This window comes from Pseudomonas sp. JAI120 (assembly GCF_014207255.1).
Lineage (GTDB): Bacteria > Pseudomonadota > Gammaproteobacteria > Pseudomonadales > Pseudomonadaceae > Aquipseudomonas.
Genome location: NZ_JACHCZ010000001.1, coordinates 1,209,858 through 1,225,498 on the forward strand (window position 1 = coordinate 1,209,858; position 15,641 = coordinate 1,225,498).

Consider the following 15,641-nt stretch of genomic DNA (forward strand, 5'->3'; position numbering starts at 1 on the left):
AGTGACCGCGCCGTTGATGAATACCCTCGCCCAACTCAAGGCCGGCCAATTGGCCGGCATTACGCGCCTGGACCTGTCCTGCGGGCTCACCGAATTCCCTGAGGAAATCTTCGGGCTGGCCGACTCCCTGGAAATCCTCAACCTCAGCGGCAACGCCCTGAGCCGCCTGCCCGACGACCTGCACCGCCTGCCGCACCTGCGCGTGCTGTTCTGTTCGGACAACGCCTTTACCGAACTGCCGGAATGCCTGGGCCAGTGCGCCAAACTGAGCATGATCGGCTTCAAGGCCAACCAGATCAACCACGTGCCAGCCGCCGCGCTGCCACCGTTGCTGCGCTGGCTGATCCTCACCGACAACCGCATCAGCCAGTTACCCCGCGAATTGGGCGAGCGGCCGCTGCTGCAGAAACTGATGCTCGCCGGGAACCAACTGACGCAGTTGCCGGAGAGCCTGGCCAACTGCAACAACCTGGAGCTGATCCGCATCGCCTCCAACCGCCTCACGCTCCTGCCCGAATGGCTGTTGACGCTGCCGAGCCTGACGTGGCTGGCCTATGCGGGCAACCCGGTAGAAATGGCTGTGGATGGGGGGGCGGACGACGCGACAGCGGATATTCCCTGGACGGAACTGGAACTGGCCGACGTGCTGGGCGAAGGTGCCTCGGGGGTGATTCGCAAGGCCCTGTGGGTCCCCACGGCCAAGCCCGTCGCCGTCAAGCTGTACAAAGGCACGATCACCAGCGACGGCTCGCCGCTGCACGAAATGCAGGCCTGCATCGCCGCCGGGTTGCACCCTAACCTGATCAAGGTGCAAGGCCGCGTGGTGGGTGCCCCTGAGGGTCAGGCCGCGTTGGTCATGGACCTGATCGACCCGAGCTACCGCAACCTCGCCGCCCTGCCGAGCCTGGCCTCGTGCACCCGCGACGTCTACGACCCCACCACCCGCTTCAGCGTCGACACAGCCTTGCGCATGGCCCGGGGCATCGCCTCCGTGGCCGCGCATTTGCACCGGCACGGCATTACCCATGGCGACCTGTATGGCCACAATATCCTGTGGAATGAAGCGGGAGAGTGTTTGCTCGGGGACTTTGGCGCGGCGTCGTTTCATGCCAAGGCAGACACCTTGGAAACGCGAGCATTGCAACGCATTGAAGTGCGCGCGTTCGGGGTGTTGCTGGGGGAATTGCTGGAGCGGGTTGAGGCGGGGTTGATTGACGAGGCGCTGTTGGATTTGCAGAAAAGCTGTTGCCAGCCCGACGTGTTGGCACGGCCGAGCTTCGAAGAAATCAACGCCTTGCTGCAATCCATCCAGCACCACTAAGCAAATGTGGGAGGGGCGGTGCGACGATTCGACTTGCCCTCTCCCACATGTGGATCGCCTGTCTTCAGTTGATAAATCAGCCCGCCAGGCCGACGAACATGTCCTGCACGTCATCGTGGTTGTCCAAGCCTTCGAGGAAGGCTTCGACTTCAGCCATCTGCTCATCGGTCAGGCCGCTTACCGGGTTTTTCGAGATGTAGCCCAGCTTGGCCGACAGCACGGTGAAACCCTGTTCCGGCAACGCTTTTTGCACGGCGTCCAGGTCGGTGGTCTCGGTGATGAACAGGGTGGTGCCTTCTTCTTCGCCGTCTTCAAAGTCCTGCGCACCGGCTTCGATCGCTGCCATTTCCGGATCGGCATCCGGGGTGTCCGGCGAGGCTTCGATCAGGCCGACATGGTTGAAATCCCAGGCCACGGAGCCGGAAGCACCCAACTGCCCCTTGCGGAACGCCACGCGGATTTCCGCCACGGTGCGGTTGATGTTGTCGGTCACGCACTCGACGATCAACGGTACCTGGTGCGGGGCGAACCCTTCGTAGGTCACGCGGTGGTATTGCACGGTTTCACCGAGCAGACCGGCGCCCTTCTTGATGGCACGGTCCAGGGTTTCCTTGGGCATCGAGGCCTTTTTGGCCTGTTCCACCACCAGACGCAGGTGAGCGTTGGTCGCGGTGTCGGCACCGTTGCGGGCGGCGATGGTGATTTCTTTCACCAGCTTGCCGAAGATCTTGCCCTTGGCATTGGCTGCCGCTTCTTTATGTTTGACTTTCCACTGTGCGCCCATGACTCACTCTCTTCTATACATCGCGCCCAAACGTCTGCTGGCCGGCGCTTTGGGGGCAGAGTTTATAGCGCGAGAACGCATCGTTCCACCAAAAAACCCTCAGGGCGCCAACTCGAAGAACGCCTGAATCAGGCGCAACGAACGGCGCCGCTCCATGCAACCGAGCGTATGCCGGTTGACCAGCCCATCGCCCTCAATCGCCACGGCCTGCACGCGCGGGTCGGGGCTGACTTCCACGGACGAAACCACGCCCACCCCCAACTCAGCGGCGACGGCTTCGGTCACCGCCTCGCGGCTGTCCAGTTCCAGCAGCACCTTGGGCTGCACATTCGCGGCCATGCAGGCGTCATCGAAGGTACGCCGGGTGATGGAACTGGGCTCGCGCAGCACCATGATCACGTCGTTGAGTTGCTCGAGGCGAATACCCTCGGGTTGCTGCGCCCACGGGTGGCTGGCCGGCACCAATGCGCAAATGCGCGATTCGTTCAACGGTTGCAGGTGCAGGCCATTGCGCGGCTCCACTTCGGTGAGCACCGCCACGTCCGCATGCTCGGACAATAGCGCAGCCAGGGTTTCCTGGGCATTGCCCAGGCGCAGGTTGACGGTAATCCCGGGGTAGCGCGCGCGCAGGCTGGCAATCATCGGCATCACCAGGTGCGGGCCGTCCGCCGCGACTTCCAGGCGCCCGGTCAGCAGTTGGCGGTTGGCCTCCAGCATCGTCTGGGCTTCGTCCACCAGGCCAAAGATGGCCCGTGTGATCGCCGCCAGCCGCGCGCCCTCCTCGGTCAACTCCACCCGTCGCGCGGTGCGCCGCAGCAACGGAATCTGGTAGTGCTCCTCCAGGGCCTTGATATGCCCGGTCACCGCCGGCTGGCTGATGAACAGCCGTGCTGCGGCACGGGTAAAGCTGCCCTCGCGGGCCACGGCGTCGAATGCGCGCAGTTGGAACAGGTTCATAGCTATCGGCCTCACTGATAGCTCGCATAACAACAAACAATTTGATTGATGACAAGCCAAACTGCAATTTAGGCGCCGTAGCTTCAACCCCTGATGCCTTGCGAGGACTTGAGATGCCCCCTGCCGCGCCGATTCTGCTGACCCCTGGCCCCTTGACCACATCGAACCGCACCCGTCAGGCCATGATGGTGGACTGGGGTTCATGGGATGACCGCTTCAACCAACTCACCGCCAGCGTTTGCGAGCAATTGCTGGCGATCCTCCACGGCGAAGGCAGCCACCAGTGCGTGCCGTTGCAAGGCAGCGGCACCTTCGCGGTCGAGGCCGCCATCGGCACCCTGGTACCGCGCGACGGCAAGGTGCTGGTGCTGATCAACGGCGCGTACGGCAAGCGCCTGGCCAAGATCTGCGCAGTGCTCGGCCGTGATTTCAGCACCTTTGAAACCGCGGAGGACGAGCCCACTACCGCCGCCGATGTGGACCGCCTGCTGGCGGCAGACAGCGCCATCACCCACGTTGCGTTGATCCACTGCGAAACCAGCACCGGCATCCTCAACCCGCTGCCGCAGATCGCCCAGGTCGTCAAACACCACGGCAAGCGCCTGATCATCGACGCCATGAGCTCATTCGGCGCGCTGCCGATCGATGCCCGCGAGGTGCCGTTCGACGCGCTGATCGCCGCCTCGGGCAAGTGCCTGGAAGGTGTGCCGGGCATGGGTTTCGTCTTCGCCAACAAACAGGCGCTGGCCGCCGCCCAGGGCAACTGCCATTCCCTGGCGATGGACCTGTTCGACCAGCACAACTACATGACCAAGACCGGCCAATGGCGCTTTACCCCACCAACCCATGTGGTCGCCGCCCTGCACGAAGCGCTGCTGCAATACCAGGAAGAAGGCGGCCTGCCCGTGCGCCACCGACGCTATGCCGACAACTGCCAGGCATTACTCGACGGCATGGCCGCACTGGGCCTGCGCAGCTTCCTGCCGGCGGCGATCCAGGCACCGATCATCGTGACCTTTCATGCACCAGAAGACCCGCGCTACCAGTTCAAGGATTTCTACGAACGGGTCAAGGCCAAGGGTTTCATTCTGTACCCCGGCAAATTGACCCAGGTGGAGACGTTCCGCGTGGGCTGTATCGGCCATGTCGACGCAGCCGGCATGCGTGCTGCGGTCAAGGCGATCGGCGAGGTGCTGGAAGAAATGGAAGTGTTGGACATCTGATTGCCCCTTACCCACAGGATCTGAACCATGAACTATCAAAACCCCAACACCCTCCAGGCCGTCATCCTCGATTGGGCCGGCACCGTGGTCGACTTCGGCTCCTTCGCCCCCACGCAGATTTTTGTCGAGGCCTTCGCCGAGTTCGATGTGCAGGTTTCCATCGAAGAAGCCCGTGGCCCGATGGGCATGGGCAAATGGGACCATATCCGCACCCTGTGCGACCAGCCGCAAGTCGCCGAGCGCTACCGCCAGGCGTTCGGTCGCACGCCTACCGATGACGACGTGACGGCCATTTACCAGCGCTTCATGCCGTTGCAGATCGAGAAGATCGCCGAACACTCGGCGCTGATCCCTGGCGCCCTCGACACCATCGCCCGGTTGCGCGTGCAAGGCATCAAGATCGGCTCTTGCTCAGGCTACCCCAAGCAAGTCATGGACAAGGTCGTCGCGTTGGCCACCACCAACGGCTACGTCGCCGACCACGTGGTCGCCACCGACGAAGTGCCCAACGGCCGCCCATGGCCAGCCCAGGCACTCGCCAACGTGATCGCGCTGGGCATCGACGATGTGGCGGCGTGCGTCAAGGTCGACGACACCGTGCCGGGCATCCTCGAAGGCCGTCGCGCCGGGATGTGGACCGTGGCGCTGACCTGCTCCGGCAACGCCCTGGGCCTGACCTACGCGCAGTTCCGCGCCCTGGACAGCGCCACATTGGCCAGCGAACGCACGCGTATCGAAGCGATGTTCGCAGGCTCCCGCCCGCATTACCTGATCGACACCATTACCGACCTGCCGGCCGTCATCGCCGACATCAACCAGCGCCTGGCCCGTGGTGAAATGCCGCAAAGCTACTGATAGAGGTCAAGACAACGGCATCGCGTCGGGCAAACCGCACAAAACAGGCTTACAGTAAAAGGACTTCGTCGCCAAAGAACGAAGGTTTGCCCTGATGAGTGAGGAACCCAGCGATGCCGTGGAAAAATTCCGATACGCGCTACAGCACCATGTCGATTGCGCTGCACTGGTTGATGGTGGTGCTGCTGGCAGTGGTGTACGCCTGCATTGAGTTACGCGGCCAGTTCCCCAAAGGCAGCGGCGCACGCACGTTGATCGTCGAGATGCACTTCATGTTCGGCCTCACCGTGTTTGTGCTGGTGTGGCTGCGCCTGTTTGCGCGCAGCCTGGGGGTTGCCCCCAAGATCGTACCCGCCCCGCCACAATGGCAAAGCCTGCTGGCCACGCTGATGCACTTCGCGCTGTACGCCTTGATGATCGGCATGCCGATTGCCGGTTGGCTGATCGTCAGTGCCGAGGGACATTCAGTGATGTTCTATGGGATCGAGCTGCCGCCGCTGATCGCTGAAAACAAGGCACTGGCCAAAGAGATTGAAGGCTGGCATGTGCTGTTCGGCCAGATCGGTTACTGGCTGATCGGGCTGCATGCGTTGGCGGGGATCTTTCATCACTATGTGATGCGTGATAACACGGCGCTGCGGATGATGCCGGGTAAGCGCGCTAGGCTGTAAACCCTCGGCGGCCCTGCAAGCCACCGGTATGCACAAAGATCAGGCGAGTGCCGGGCGCGAAACGCCCGGCTTCGACCTGCTGCTTCAACGCCAGCAACGCTTTGCCGGTATAGAGCGGTTCCAGCGGTAAACCGCAGGCCTGTTCGGTGGTGTCGATAAACTCAAGCAACAGCGGGTCAACCTTGGCAAAGCCACCCCGACTGGCGTCCAGCAACTCATACCCGCCCTGCACGAGGGCGCTCACGTTCTGCGCCACACCATGATCATCCGGTACCGCCATGGCGCCGTACACCGGATGCGCGCCCGCCTCCGCCAGCGCCAACCCCGCCAACGTCGTACCGGTGCCTGCCGCCAACCACCAGGCGTCGTAATCGGCCCAACCCAGGGTGTTCAATTGCCTGCGTGCCTGCTCGACCAATACCCCGCACCCCAGCGCCCCGGCCATCCCGCCGCCGCCTTCTGGCACGGGGTAAAGATCGGGATATTGCTCGCGCCACGGCAACCAGAAACCCGGCTCATGGCGCGCGCGATAGCCGCCATACCCCAACCAATGCAGGTGCATGCCAAAGGCTTTCAGGTCGAGGATGGTGGGTGTGTCCTGGGGATGGCCGCGCAACAGGCCGACAGTGGGGAAACCAAAGCGTTTGCCCGCCGCTGCCAGCGCGTGCAGATGATTGGAGTAAGCGCCGCCAAGGCTGATGATGCCGCGGGCACGGGCTTGCTGCGCCTGGGCCAGATGCTCGGTGAGCTTGAACCACTTGTTGCCGCTGATCAGCGGGTCGATGCGGTCCAGGCGCAGCACGGCCAGCTCGACGCCATTAAGCCAATCGAGCTGCATGGCTTCAAGGGGGGCGTGGGGAAGCCAGTCAAAGGGACCCATCGGGCGGCATCTGCATGGAAAAAGAGGCGGTAGTCTAACACCGCCCCTTGCGTCGCCTTACAGCTCGGCGGCGAGGCGCGAGCCTTGGTTGATGGCGCGCTTGGCATCCAGCTCGGCCGCCACATCGGCGCCGCCGATCAGGTGCACGTTCTGCCCTGCGGCGACCAGGCCATCCTGCAACTCGCGCAGCGGGTCTTGCCCGGCGCAGATGACGATGTTGTCCACGGCCAGCAGCTGCGGCTCACCCTCGGCGCCGATGCGGATATGCAGGCCGTCATCGTCGATCTTCAGGTATTCGACGCTGTTAAGCATCTGCACGCGCTTGTTCTTCAAGCCGGTACGGTGGATCCAACCGGTGGTCTTGCCCAGGCCGTCGCCGACCTTGGAAGCCTTGCGTTGCAACAGGAACACGTCACGGGCCGGGGCATGGGGTTGCGGCTTGATCCCGGCCACGCCGCCACGGGCTTGCAACTGGGTGTCGATGCCCCACTCTTTCCAGAACGCTTCACGGTCGAGGCTGGTGGATACGCCTTCATGCACGAGGAATTCCGACACGTCAAAACCAATGCCGCCGGCGCCGATCACCGCGACGCGCTTGCCGACAGGCTTGCGCTCGAGGATCACGTCCAGGTAGCTCAGCACCTTGGCGTTTTCAACGCCCGGAATCGCCGGCGTGCGCGGCGCAATGCCGGTGGCCAGGATGATCTCGTCATAACCGCCCGCCACCAGGTGTGCGGTGTCGACGCGGGTGTTGAGGCACAGCTCGACGTGGGTGGTCTGCAACTTGCGATTGAAGTAGCGCAGGGTCTCGAAAAACTCTTCTTTGCCCGGTACGCGCTTGGCGATATTGAATTGGCCGCCGATCTCACTGGCCGAATCGAACAAGGTCACCTGGTGGCCACGCTCAGCCGCCACGGTGGCAGCGGCCAGGCCTGCGGGGCCGGCACCGACCACGGCGATTTTCTTGATCTGCTTGACCGGCAGGTAGTTGAGTTCGGTTTCATAGCAGGCCCGCGGGTTGACCAGGCAGGTGGTCAACTTGCCGCCAAAGGTGTGGTCCAGGCAAGCCTGGTTGCAGCCGATGCAGGTGTTGATTTCATCGGCGCGGCCGGCGGCGGCCTTGTTGACGAACTCGGGGTCGGCGAGGAACGGCCGCGCCATCGAGACCATGTCGGCATCGCCTTCGGCGAGGATCTGCTCGGCAATCTCCGGTGTGTTGATGCGGTTGGTGGTGATCAGCGGGATCTGCACCGCACCGCGCAATTTGGCCGTGACTTTGCTGAACGCGCCACGCGGCACCTTGGTGGCAATGGTCGGGATACGCGCTTCGTGCCAGCCGATGCCGGTGTTGATGATGGTCGCGCCCGCCTGCTCGATGGCCTTGGCCAACTGTACGATTTCTTCCCAGACACTGCCGCCTTCCACCAGGTCGAGCATCGACAGGCGGAAGATAATGATGAAGTTCGGGCCCACCGCTTCACGCACGCGGCGCACGATCTCCACCGCCAGGCGCATGCGGTTTTCGTAGCTGCCGCCCCAACGGTCGGTGCGGTGGTTGGTGTGGGCGGCGAGGAACTGGTTAATGAAGTAGCCTTCGGACCCCATGATTTCCACGCCGTCGTAGTCGGCGACCTGGGCCAGCAGCGAACAGGTGACAAAATCCTGGATCTGCTTCTCGATGCCTTCCTCGTCCAGCTCCTTGGGCTTGAACGGGTTGATCGGTGCCTGGATCGCACTCGGCGCGACCTGTTTGGGGCTGTAGGCATAACGGCCGGCGTGGAGGATCTGCATGCAGATCTTGCCGCCCGCCTCATGCACGGCCTTGGTGACGATCTTGTGCTTCTGCGCTTCTTCTTCGGTGGTGAGCTTGGCCGCGCCGGAATACACCCCGCCTTCATCATTTGGGCCAATGCCGCCGGTGACCATCAGCCCCACGCCGCCCCGGGCACGCTCGGCAAAGTAGGCCGCCATGCGCTCGAAACCACCGGGCTTTTCTTCCAGGCCCGTGTGCATCGAGCCCATCAGGGTACGGTTACGCAAGGTGGTAAAACCCAGGTCCAACGGGGCCAGCAGGTGCGGGTAGGCAGCAGCGGTCATGGTCAAGCTCCACAACGGATCATCACGGGGCGTGGGGGGCTCGAATGGCACCCCATCGGGTTATGTCCCACAGACTAAGAGGCGGTGGACGACGGCTCAATGACTGAAACTGACAAGTTATTGATCCAAATGCACAGCACCCCTTGGCAAGCCGCCGCATGGGCCCTACCCTAGTCGCGAACCCTGCACCCGGTCTGTTGTCTGTTGCCCCATGCGTAAACTTCTAGCTTTTACCGTCTCCATGGCCCTGGTTGCCGCCGTCGCCGCGTATCTGGTCTGGACCCAGGAGCGCCCCGTGGCGCATTACCTGTCGGACCTGCGTATCACCCTGGCGGTGAATGAAGGCTTGCCTGCTGATCGCGGCAACCTGCTGGGCATCCAGCCAGAGCTGTTTCCGGCTGATTACCAGAGCCTGGAACGCCTGCACCTGAAGCTCTCGGCCTATCTGCAAAAGGCCCGGGACCAGGGGTTGATCAACGAAAAAACCATCGTAGTGCTGCCTGAACATATCGGCACCTGGCTGATGTTGACCGGTGAAAAAAATGAGGTGTACCAGGCGCTGCACGTGAAGGATGCAATGAACTGGCTGTCGGTCAGCAACCCACTGCTCTTTGCGCGGGCCTGGATCAGCGCCACCGGCGATAACCGCACCGATGACGCCTACCTGCGTATGAAAGCCCCCGGCATGGCGCGGGACTATCAGGTGCTGTTCGGCGGCCTGGCCAAGGAGTTTGGCGTCACGCTGGTGGCCGGTTCCATCGCCTTGCCCAACCCCAGCGTGAGCCAGGGACAACTGCAGGTCGGCCATGGCGCCTTGTACAACGCCAGCGTGGTGTTTGCGGCAGATGGTTTGCCCATCGGCGAGCCACAGCGCCAGCTCTATCCGATCTACGATGAACGCGGCTTTATCGAACCCGGTGACGAAAACGTCGTCAGCGTGGTCGACACCCCGGCCGGGCGCCTCGGCGTGTTGGTCGGCAGTGACAGCTGGTACCCGGACACCTATCGCAAGCTCAACGAGCAAGGTGCGCAACTGATTGCAGTGCCGGCCTTTGTGCTCGGTCGCGATACCTGGGATCGACCATGGCGCGGCTTCAAGAGCGTGTCCACGCCGCCGGAAATCAGCCTCAAGCCTGAAGAACTCAGCGAAGGTGAAGCCTGGCGCCGCCTTACGCTGATCAGCCAACACCCCGTCAGCCAGGCAACCGCTGGCATGAGCGTATTCCTGCGGGGGCAGTTCTGGGACCTGGGCACGGCCGGGCGCAGTTTTCTCAGCAGCAACGGGCAGATCAGCGCCGACGGCGACGTCCGTGGCGCGCGCCTGCTGAATATCTGGCTGTAACCCCGTGAAGCCGGTGCGCCTGGGTGATCTGTCGGTGGGCTTCGTGCACACCCTGGCCGACGCAATCCACAGCCACGGCCTCGACCCGCAACCGCTGCTGCTGCAATACGGCCTCGACCCCGCGCGCCTCGCCGAAGCGGGTGCACGCTTGTCGATTCCCCGTTATATGCGCCTGGGCCATGCGGCCATCCAACTCACCGGCGACCCCGGCCTGGGCCTGCGCATGGGCCAGCTCAGCCGCCTGAGCCAGGCCGGACTGGCCGGGGTCACCGCCGCCCAGGCGCCCAACGTGCGCGAGGCGGCGCGCACGCTGACCCGCTTCGAAGCGCTGTACGGTTCCAACTACCGTGGGCAATCGAGTTTTCACGAGGACGCCGAAGGTGCCTGGCTGCGGTTCTATTCCATCAGCCCCTATAACGCCTACAACCGCTTCGTGGTGGACTCGATCATCGCCGGCTGGCTGCAGCAACTGTCGAGCCTGGCCCAGCAACCGGTACAGGCGCAGCGGATTGAAATCGAATTTGAAGCGCCGGACTACAGCGAACGGTACGCGGTGCTGAGCGATGGCCCGATCCAGTTCGGCGCCGAGGTCAATCAACTGCGCCTGAGCCAGCAAACCCTCGCGCTGCGTAACCCGCAGCATTGCCCGAGCACCTGGCAGCTGTTGTTAAAGCTCTGTGAACACGAGTTGGAGCAGCTGACCCGCACCCGCAGCCTGCGGGAGCGCATTACCCGCTTGCTCGGGCCGATGCTCAATGGCGGCCGGGAACCCGACCTGGAAGAAGTGGCGGCACGCTTGAAGCTGCCGACCTGGACACTGCGCCGCAAACTGGCCGAAGAAGGCACGCAGTTTCGCGCAATTCTCAACGATACCCGTCGCGACTTGGCCATGACCTACATTCGCGATACGGAACTGGCGTTCGGCGAAATCGCCTACTTGCTCGGTTTTGCCTCGGCCCAGGCGTTTCAACGGGCGTTCAGGCGGTGGAACAACCAGACCCCAGGGGAATTTCGCCGCAGTCAGCGGCATTCCGCCTGAAGTCGGTCTTACAGCTCGGTGGCGTCATCGGCCGGATCCAGAGGATCCAGTTCAAAGGCCTGGTACTCCAGCAGTTCTTCCTGATATTCGTCCATGGTGGGCTCCTTGTTTTGAATTAAAAGCGGCTGCAGATAAATGACCTGCACAGCCAGCCTAAAGTGCCGTGATGACGAAAAAATGTCGACGTCATGACGTTCCTGCACTCCAGGATTAAACGTAGCAGCGTGATGCGGATTTAGCACCGGGGTTTTGAGGCGCGATTGCAATCAGGCATGCACCGAAATGGACGGGAATGCATTCCAATGTGTGAGGGGGCTTTCCCCCTCACACATTGGATCTGCATCAAGTTTCAGACTTGCGTCGACCACGGGTTTGAACACCCGCCTCCATCGCCATCCCGGCAGTGCGCTCCAACGCATCGGCAAACGCCTGGCGTTGCTCCGGCTCGATCTGCGAAAGGAACAACTCGTCCACCGTACTTTCGTAGATCTTCCACATTTTCTTGCGCAACGCTCGGCCGGCGTCGGTGATCGACGCAAAGGCCGCGCGGCCATCGCCGTCGGAGCGGGAGCGCACCACCAGGCCGTCCTTTTCCAGGCGGTCTACCAGCCGCGTGAGGTTATAGCGCTCAATGGCCAGCACATCGGCCAATTCGTGCATGCGGCGGGTGCCTTCGGGGCCGCTTTCCAGGCCCCACAGTGCGTCGTACCAGGCGTAAGGCGGCAAGTCGGCGGCCGCCAGGCGGCGCTCGATTTCACGGATGACCGTCCTGTGGGCCCTGACAAAACGGAACCATACATCAGGCTCTTTCGACGACATGCAACACCATCCGGTGGATTTCAAGAAGGTTGCAATAGTAGCTCATCCCGCGCTAAATTCGGTCATGTAGTTGCAATTGCAATCACTTTGACGACGCTCCCACAAGGAGCCCGCCACTAGAAATCCGCCGACCCTGGAGCCTCACATGACCCCGAATAACGCAGTCAGACGCGACGTCGATCCACAGGAAACCCGCGAGTGGCTGGAGTCCATCGAATCGGTGCTGTCCACCGAAGGCCGCCCGCGCGCCCATTACCTGATCGATCAGTTGCTGGATTTCGACGTGGCGCAGCATGGCGACTTCTACGGGCGGGTGACCACGCCTTACGTCAACACCATCCCGGTGGATCGCCAGTTGCCCTACCCCGGCAATCTGGCCATCGAACGCCGCACCAATGCGTTTATCCGCTGGAACGCCATGGCCATGGTCTTGCGTGCAGGCAAGCACTCAGGCGTGGGTGGGCATATTGCGACTTATGCGTCAGCCGCGGTGCTGTACGACGTAGGTTTCGACCACTTCTTCCGTGGCCGCACCGACCACTTCGACGGCGACCTCGTGTACATCCAGGGGCACTCTTCGCCAGGCATCTACGGCCGCGCCTACCTCGAAGGCCGCATCAGCGAAGCGCAACTGGATAACTTCCGCCGCGAAGCCGGTGGTGAAGGCATTTCGTCCTACCCCCACCCACGGCTGATGCCGGACTTCTGGCAATTTCCTACGGTGTCCATGGGGCTGGGGCCGATCACGGCGGCCTATCAGGCGCGTTTTATGCGCTACCTGGAGTTTCGTGACCTCAAGCAACACCAGGGCCGCAAGGTCTGGGCATTTCTGGGTGATGGTGAAATGGACCAACCGGAATCCCTGGCCGCCATTTCCCTGGCCGGGCGCGAGAAGCTCGACAACCTGATCTTCGTGGTCAACTGCAACCTGCAACGCCTGGACGGCCCGGTACGCGGCAACGCCAAGGTGATCCAAGAGTTCGAAAGCCTGTACCGTGCCGCCGGCTGGAATGTGATCAAAGTGATCTGGGGCGGTGGCTGGGATGCACTGCTGGAAAAAGATACAAGCGGCCTGCTGCGCCAACGCATGATGGAATGCGTGGACGGTGACTATCAGAACTACAAATCCCAGAACGGCGCCTACGTGCGCGAACATTTCTTCGGCAAATACCCGGAATTGCTGGCACTGGTTGCGGACCTGTCCGACGACGACATCTGGAAACTCTCACGGGGCGGCCATGACCCGGACAAGGTCTACAACGCCTATGCCGCCGCCGTGCGTCACAGTGGCCAACCGACGGTAATCCTGGCAAAAACCGTCAAGGGCTTTGGCATGGGCGAGGCCGGCGAAGGCCAGAACATCAACCACCAATTGAAGAAGATGGGCGCCGACGCCGTCAAAGCCTTCCGCGACCGCTTCGGCCTGGAAGTGCCCGATGAGCAACTCGCTGAAATTCCTTACCTCAAGCCCACAGCCGACAGCGAAGAAGCCCGTTACTTCGCCGCACGTCGCCAGGCCCTGGGCGGCTATGTGCCTGCGCGCCACACTGCGGTCGAATCGCTGCAGATCCCCGAACTGAGCGCCTTCGCCACTCAGCTCAAGGACACTGGCGAGCGCGCGATTTCCACAACCATGGCCTTCGTGCGCATCCTCGGCACCCTGCTGAAAAACCCGCACCTGGGCAAGCTGATCGTGCCCATCGTGCCGGACGAATCCCGCACCTTCGGCATGGAAAGCCTGTTCCGTCAGATCGGCATCCACTCCGCCGTCGGCCAGCTCTACACCCCACAGGACTCCGGGCAACTGAGCTATTACAAGGAGAGCAAAGACGGACAGATCATGCAGGAAGGCCTGAATGAGTCCGGCGCCATTTCCTCGTGGATCGCAGCAAGTACGTCCTACAGCAACCACGGCCTGATGACCTTGCCGTTCTATATCTTCTACTCGATGTTCGGCTTCCAGCGCGTCGGCGACCTGGCCTGGGCGGCGGGCGATGCACGAGCACGCGGCTTCCTGCTCGGCGCCACAGCCGGGCGCACCACGCTGATGGGCGAAGGCCTGCAGCATGACGATGGCCATAGCCATATCCTGTCGTCGGTGATTCCGTGCTGTGTGTCCTATGACCCGACCTTTGCCTACGAACTGGCGGTGATTATTCGCGAGGGCATGCGGCGCATGTATGTCGAGCAAGAGGACATTTACTACTACATCACCCTGCTCAACGAAAACTACCCGCACCCGGCGATGCCCGAAGGCGTGGAGGACGGGATACTCAAAGGCATGTACCGGCTCAGCACCAACCCTCAGGCACAGGTGCAACTGATGGGCAGTGGTTCGATCCTGCGAGAAGTGATCGCGGCCGCAGAGCTGCTCGCCAACGATTTCGCCGTGCAATGCGACGTATGGAGTGTGACGAGCCTGACCGAATTGCGCCGTGACGGGCACGCGGCGGAACGCTGGAACCTGCTGCACCCCGAGAGTGAGCCGCGCGTAAGTTACGTCGAGCAATGCCTGGAGGGGCAAACGGGGCCGGTGGTGGTCGCGACGGACTACATGAAGCTATTCGCTGATCAGATTCGTCCGTTCGTGCCGGGCCGGCGCTTTGTCGCGCTAGGCACTGATGGCTTCGGGCAATCAGACACCCGGGAAGCCTTGCGCGAGTTCTTTGAGGTGGATCGCCACTTCATCGCCCTGGCTGCCCTGAAGGCGCTGGCGGATGACGGCGCGATCGGTCGCGACAAGGTCAGTGAAGCGATCAACCGCTACGGGATCAACGTCGACAAGGTGAATCCCGTAGCGGTCTGAGCTACTGCGCAGGCGTCGGCAGGGGCGGAATCGCTTCTGTCGGCGCCGGCAGGTCCGGCGTGGTCGTGGCGGGCGCGGGCTCGGCCTGCGGCGCAATCGGTGCGGGTTCAGGCGCGGGCACAACCGGCTCCGAAGCAGCCGGTGCGGCAGGCTCTTCCTTCGGCGCCTCGACTTTCTCCGCAGCCGGAGCGGCCTTCGGCTCCGGCACACCGAGGTCGGCCTTTGGTTGCTCGGGAATATGCTCAGCCTGCTTCACTTCCTGGGGCAGGAAGACGTCCACCAACGCAAAGTAGCGATCGTAGAACTTCGGCGCGGACACCGTCTCACTGGCCACCTTCACCATCGAGTCATCGGTGGAGCCGATCGGCATCGACACCGACCCCAGCACGCCTACACCCAGGCTCGCGGAGTTGTTGACCTTCTTCAGCGCATAACGATCCTGCAGGGCGTTGGCAAACATCGTCGAGTGCTTTTTACCTTTGCCATCATCGGCACACACCACGTTGAAGCTGATCTGCAGGTGAGTTTCGCCGGTCTGCTGGAAGCTCTTGTTGCCCACGACCAGTTTCGGATCGCTGCTGGTGATGATGTAGCCCTGGCTCAGCAACGCACGCCGCGCGGCCTCGCACGCCGCTACATCGCTAACCGGGTAGTCCCGGGAAAACGTACCGGAGTCGTCGAAGTTCTCATGTTCATAAATAGCGGTCTTGGGTGACGAGCAGCCCGCGGCGCCCGCCAGCACCAGCGCCAGCCCGACGCTACGCAAGTGGAATGATGTCGACATTGATAATCCTGAGGAAAACGGTCTGGGCGGTATTGTGCAACAGAACGAGGCCTTGGCGCGCGC

General features: G+C 62.5%; 14 protein-coding genes. 7 read left to right on the forward strand and 7 right to left on the reverse strand.

Translation table 11 applies throughout. The annotated features are described in order from the left end of the window. Window positions 1–16 precede the first annotated feature (16 nt). A complete protein-coding gene (locus tag HDC32_RS05555; RefSeq protein WP_184742831.1) occupies window positions 17–1,321 on the forward strand; it encodes a protein kinase in 1,305 nt (434 codons plus the stop codon). A 76-nt stretch (window positions 1,322–1,397) separates the two neighbouring features. On the opposite strand, the gene HDC32_RS05560 is transcribed toward HDC32_RS05555, so the two are convergent. Together HDC32_RS05560 and HDC32_RS05565 are read right to left on the reverse strand one after the other, a co-directional pair. Beyond that, window positions 1,398–2,105, reverse strand: a complete 708-nt coding sequence (locus tag HDC32_RS05560; protein WP_131698122.1) for a YebC/PmpR family DNA-binding transcriptional regulator — start codon at window positions 2,103–2,105, stop codon at window positions 1,398–1,400. Between the two features lie 99 nt (window positions 2,106–2,204). Beyond that, entirely contained in the window at window positions 2,205–3,062 is an 858-nt protein-coding gene (locus tag HDC32_RS05565; RefSeq protein ID WP_131698123.1) for a LysR substrate-binding domain-containing protein, read from the reverse strand. Window positions 3,063–3,175: 113 nt separating this feature from the next. Between HDC32_RS05565 and HDC32_RS05570 the strand changes: the two genes are divergently transcribed. The 3 genes from HDC32_RS05570 (at window position 3,176) to HDC32_RS05580 (ending at window position 5,811) form a co-directional block, all read left to right on the forward strand. Beyond that, a complete protein-coding gene (locus HDC32_RS05570) occupies window positions 3,176–4,285 on the forward strand; it encodes a 2-aminoethylphosphonate--pyruvate transaminase (protein ID WP_184742834.1) in 1,110 nt (369 codons plus the stop codon). Between the two features lie 27 nt (window positions 4,286–4,312). Beyond that, window positions 4,313–5,140, forward strand: a complete 828-nt coding sequence (gene phnX / locus HDC32_RS05575) for a phosphonoacetaldehyde hydrolase (protein ID WP_184742837.1) — start codon at window positions 4,313–4,315, stop codon at window positions 5,138–5,140. 113 nt (window positions 5,141–5,253) lie between these two features. Next, on the forward strand, window positions 5,254–5,811 hold the full coding sequence (locus tag HDC32_RS05580) for a cytochrome b (protein WP_131698126.1): 558 nt from the start codon (window positions 5,254–5,256) through the stop codon (window positions 5,809–5,811). Here the strand turns inward: HDC32_RS05580 and HDC32_RS05585 are convergent. After that, on the reverse strand, window positions 5,801–6,691 hold the full coding sequence (locus tag HDC32_RS05585; RefSeq protein ID WP_131698127.1) for a 1-aminocyclopropane-1-carboxylate deaminase/D-cysteine desulfhydrase: 891 nt from the start codon (window positions 6,689–6,691) through the stop codon (window positions 5,801–5,803). The genes HDC32_RS05580 and HDC32_RS05585 overlap by 11 nt on opposite strands. A gap of 57 nt (window positions 6,692–6,748) precedes the next feature. Further along, window positions 6,749–8,788 carry an NADPH-dependent 2,4-dienoyl-CoA reductase gene (locus tag HDC32_RS05590; RefSeq protein ID WP_184742840.1) on the reverse strand — a complete coding sequence of 680 codons (2,040 nt, stop codon included), beginning with the start codon at window positions 8,786–8,788 and terminating at the stop codon, window positions 6,749–6,751. 211 nt (window positions 8,789–8,999) lie between these two features. On the opposite strand from HDC32_RS05590, the gene HDC32_RS05595 reads away from it, so the two are divergent. Further along, on the forward strand, window positions 9,000–10,130 hold the full coding sequence (locus tag HDC32_RS05595) for a carbon-nitrogen hydrolase family protein (RefSeq protein WP_184742844.1): 1,131 nt from the start codon (window positions 9,000–9,002) through the stop codon (window positions 10,128–10,130). A gap of 4 nt (window positions 10,131–10,134) precedes the next feature. Then, window positions 10,135–11,169: an AraC family transcriptional regulator gene (locus HDC32_RS05600; RefSeq protein ID WP_145337612.1), complete on the forward strand. Its 1,035-nt coding sequence runs from the start codon at window positions 10,135–10,137 to the stop codon at window positions 11,167–11,169. Window positions 11,170–11,177: 8 nt separating this feature from the next. On the opposite strand, the gene HDC32_RS05605 is transcribed toward HDC32_RS05600, so the two are convergent. Together HDC32_RS05605 and HDC32_RS05610 are read right to left on the reverse strand one after the other, a co-directional pair. Next, window positions 11,178–11,435, reverse strand: a complete 258-nt coding sequence (locus HDC32_RS05605) for a hypothetical protein (protein WP_145337611.1) — start codon at window positions 11,433–11,435, stop codon at window positions 11,178–11,180. 76 nt (window positions 11,436–11,511) lie between these two features. Next, a complete protein-coding gene (locus HDC32_RS05610) occupies window positions 11,512–11,988 on the reverse strand; it encodes a MarR family winged helix-turn-helix transcriptional regulator (protein ID WP_131698132.1) in 477 nt (158 codons plus the stop codon). A gap of 145 nt (window positions 11,989–12,133) precedes the next feature. Between HDC32_RS05610 and aceE the strand changes: the two genes are divergently transcribed. After that, complete coding sequence (gene aceE, locus HDC32_RS05615; RefSeq protein WP_184742847.1) at window positions 12,134–14,794, forward strand: pyruvate dehydrogenase (acetyl-transferring), homodimeric type; 2,661 nt, start codon at window positions 12,134–12,136, stop codon at window positions 14,792–14,794. A gap of 1 nt (window position 14,795) precedes the next feature. Here the strand turns inward: aceE and HDC32_RS05620 are convergent, their stop codons facing one another. Beyond that, on the reverse strand, window positions 14,796–15,578 hold the full coding sequence (locus tag HDC32_RS05620) for a DUF2242 domain-containing protein (protein WP_131698134.1): 783 nt from the start codon (window positions 15,576–15,578) through the stop codon (window positions 14,796–14,798). Between the last annotated feature and the right edge of the window lie 63 nt (window positions 15,579–15,641).

Excerpts from the sequence above, each read along its gene's own strand:
- HDC32_RS05570 (WP_184742834.1), top strand. The coding sequence starts at position 3,176 with ATGCCCCCTGCCGCGCCGATTCTGCTGACCCCTGGCCCCTTGACCACA.
- HDC32_RS05565 (WP_131698123.1), bottom strand. The coding sequence starts at position 3,062 with ATGAACCTGTTCCAACTGCGCGCATTCGACGCCGTGGCCCGCGAGGGC.
- HDC32_RS05560 (WP_131698122.1), bottom strand. The coding sequence starts at position 2,105 with ATGGGCGCACAGTGGAAAGTCAAACATAAAGAAGCGGCAGCCAATGCC.
- aceE (WP_184742847.1), top strand. The coding sequence starts at position 12,134 with ATGACCCCGAATAACGCAGTCAGACGCGACGTCGATCCACAGGAAACC.
- HDC32_RS05590 (WP_184742840.1), bottom strand. The coding sequence starts at position 8,788 with ATGACCGCTGCTGCCTACCCGCACCTGCTGGCCCCGTTGGACCTGGGT.
- HDC32_RS05580 (WP_131698126.1), top strand. The coding sequence starts at position 5,254 with ATGCCGTGGAAAAATTCCGATACGCGCTACAGCACCATGTCGATTGCG.
- HDC32_RS05585 (WP_131698127.1), bottom strand. The coding sequence starts at position 6,691 with ATGGGTCCCTTTGACTGGCTTCCCCACGCCCCCCTTGAAGCCATGCAG.
- HDC32_RS05555 (WP_184742831.1), top strand. The coding sequence starts at position 17 with ATGAATACCCTCGCCCAACTCAAGGCCGGCCAATTGGCCGGCATTACG.
- HDC32_RS05610 (WP_131698132.1), bottom strand. The coding sequence starts at position 11,988 with ATGTCGTCGAAAGAGCCTGATGTATGGTTCCGTTTTGTCAGGGCCCAC.
- phnX (WP_184742837.1), top strand. The coding sequence starts at position 4,313 with ATGAACTATCAAAACCCCAACACCCTCCAGGCCGTCATCCTCGATTGG.
- HDC32_RS05595 (WP_184742844.1), top strand. The coding sequence starts at position 9,000 with ATGCGTAAACTTCTAGCTTTTACCGTCTCCATGGCCCTGGTTGCCGCC.
- HDC32_RS05620 (WP_131698134.1), bottom strand. The coding sequence starts at position 15,578 with ATGTCGACATCATTCCACTTGCGTAGCGTCGGGCTGGCGCTGGTGCTG.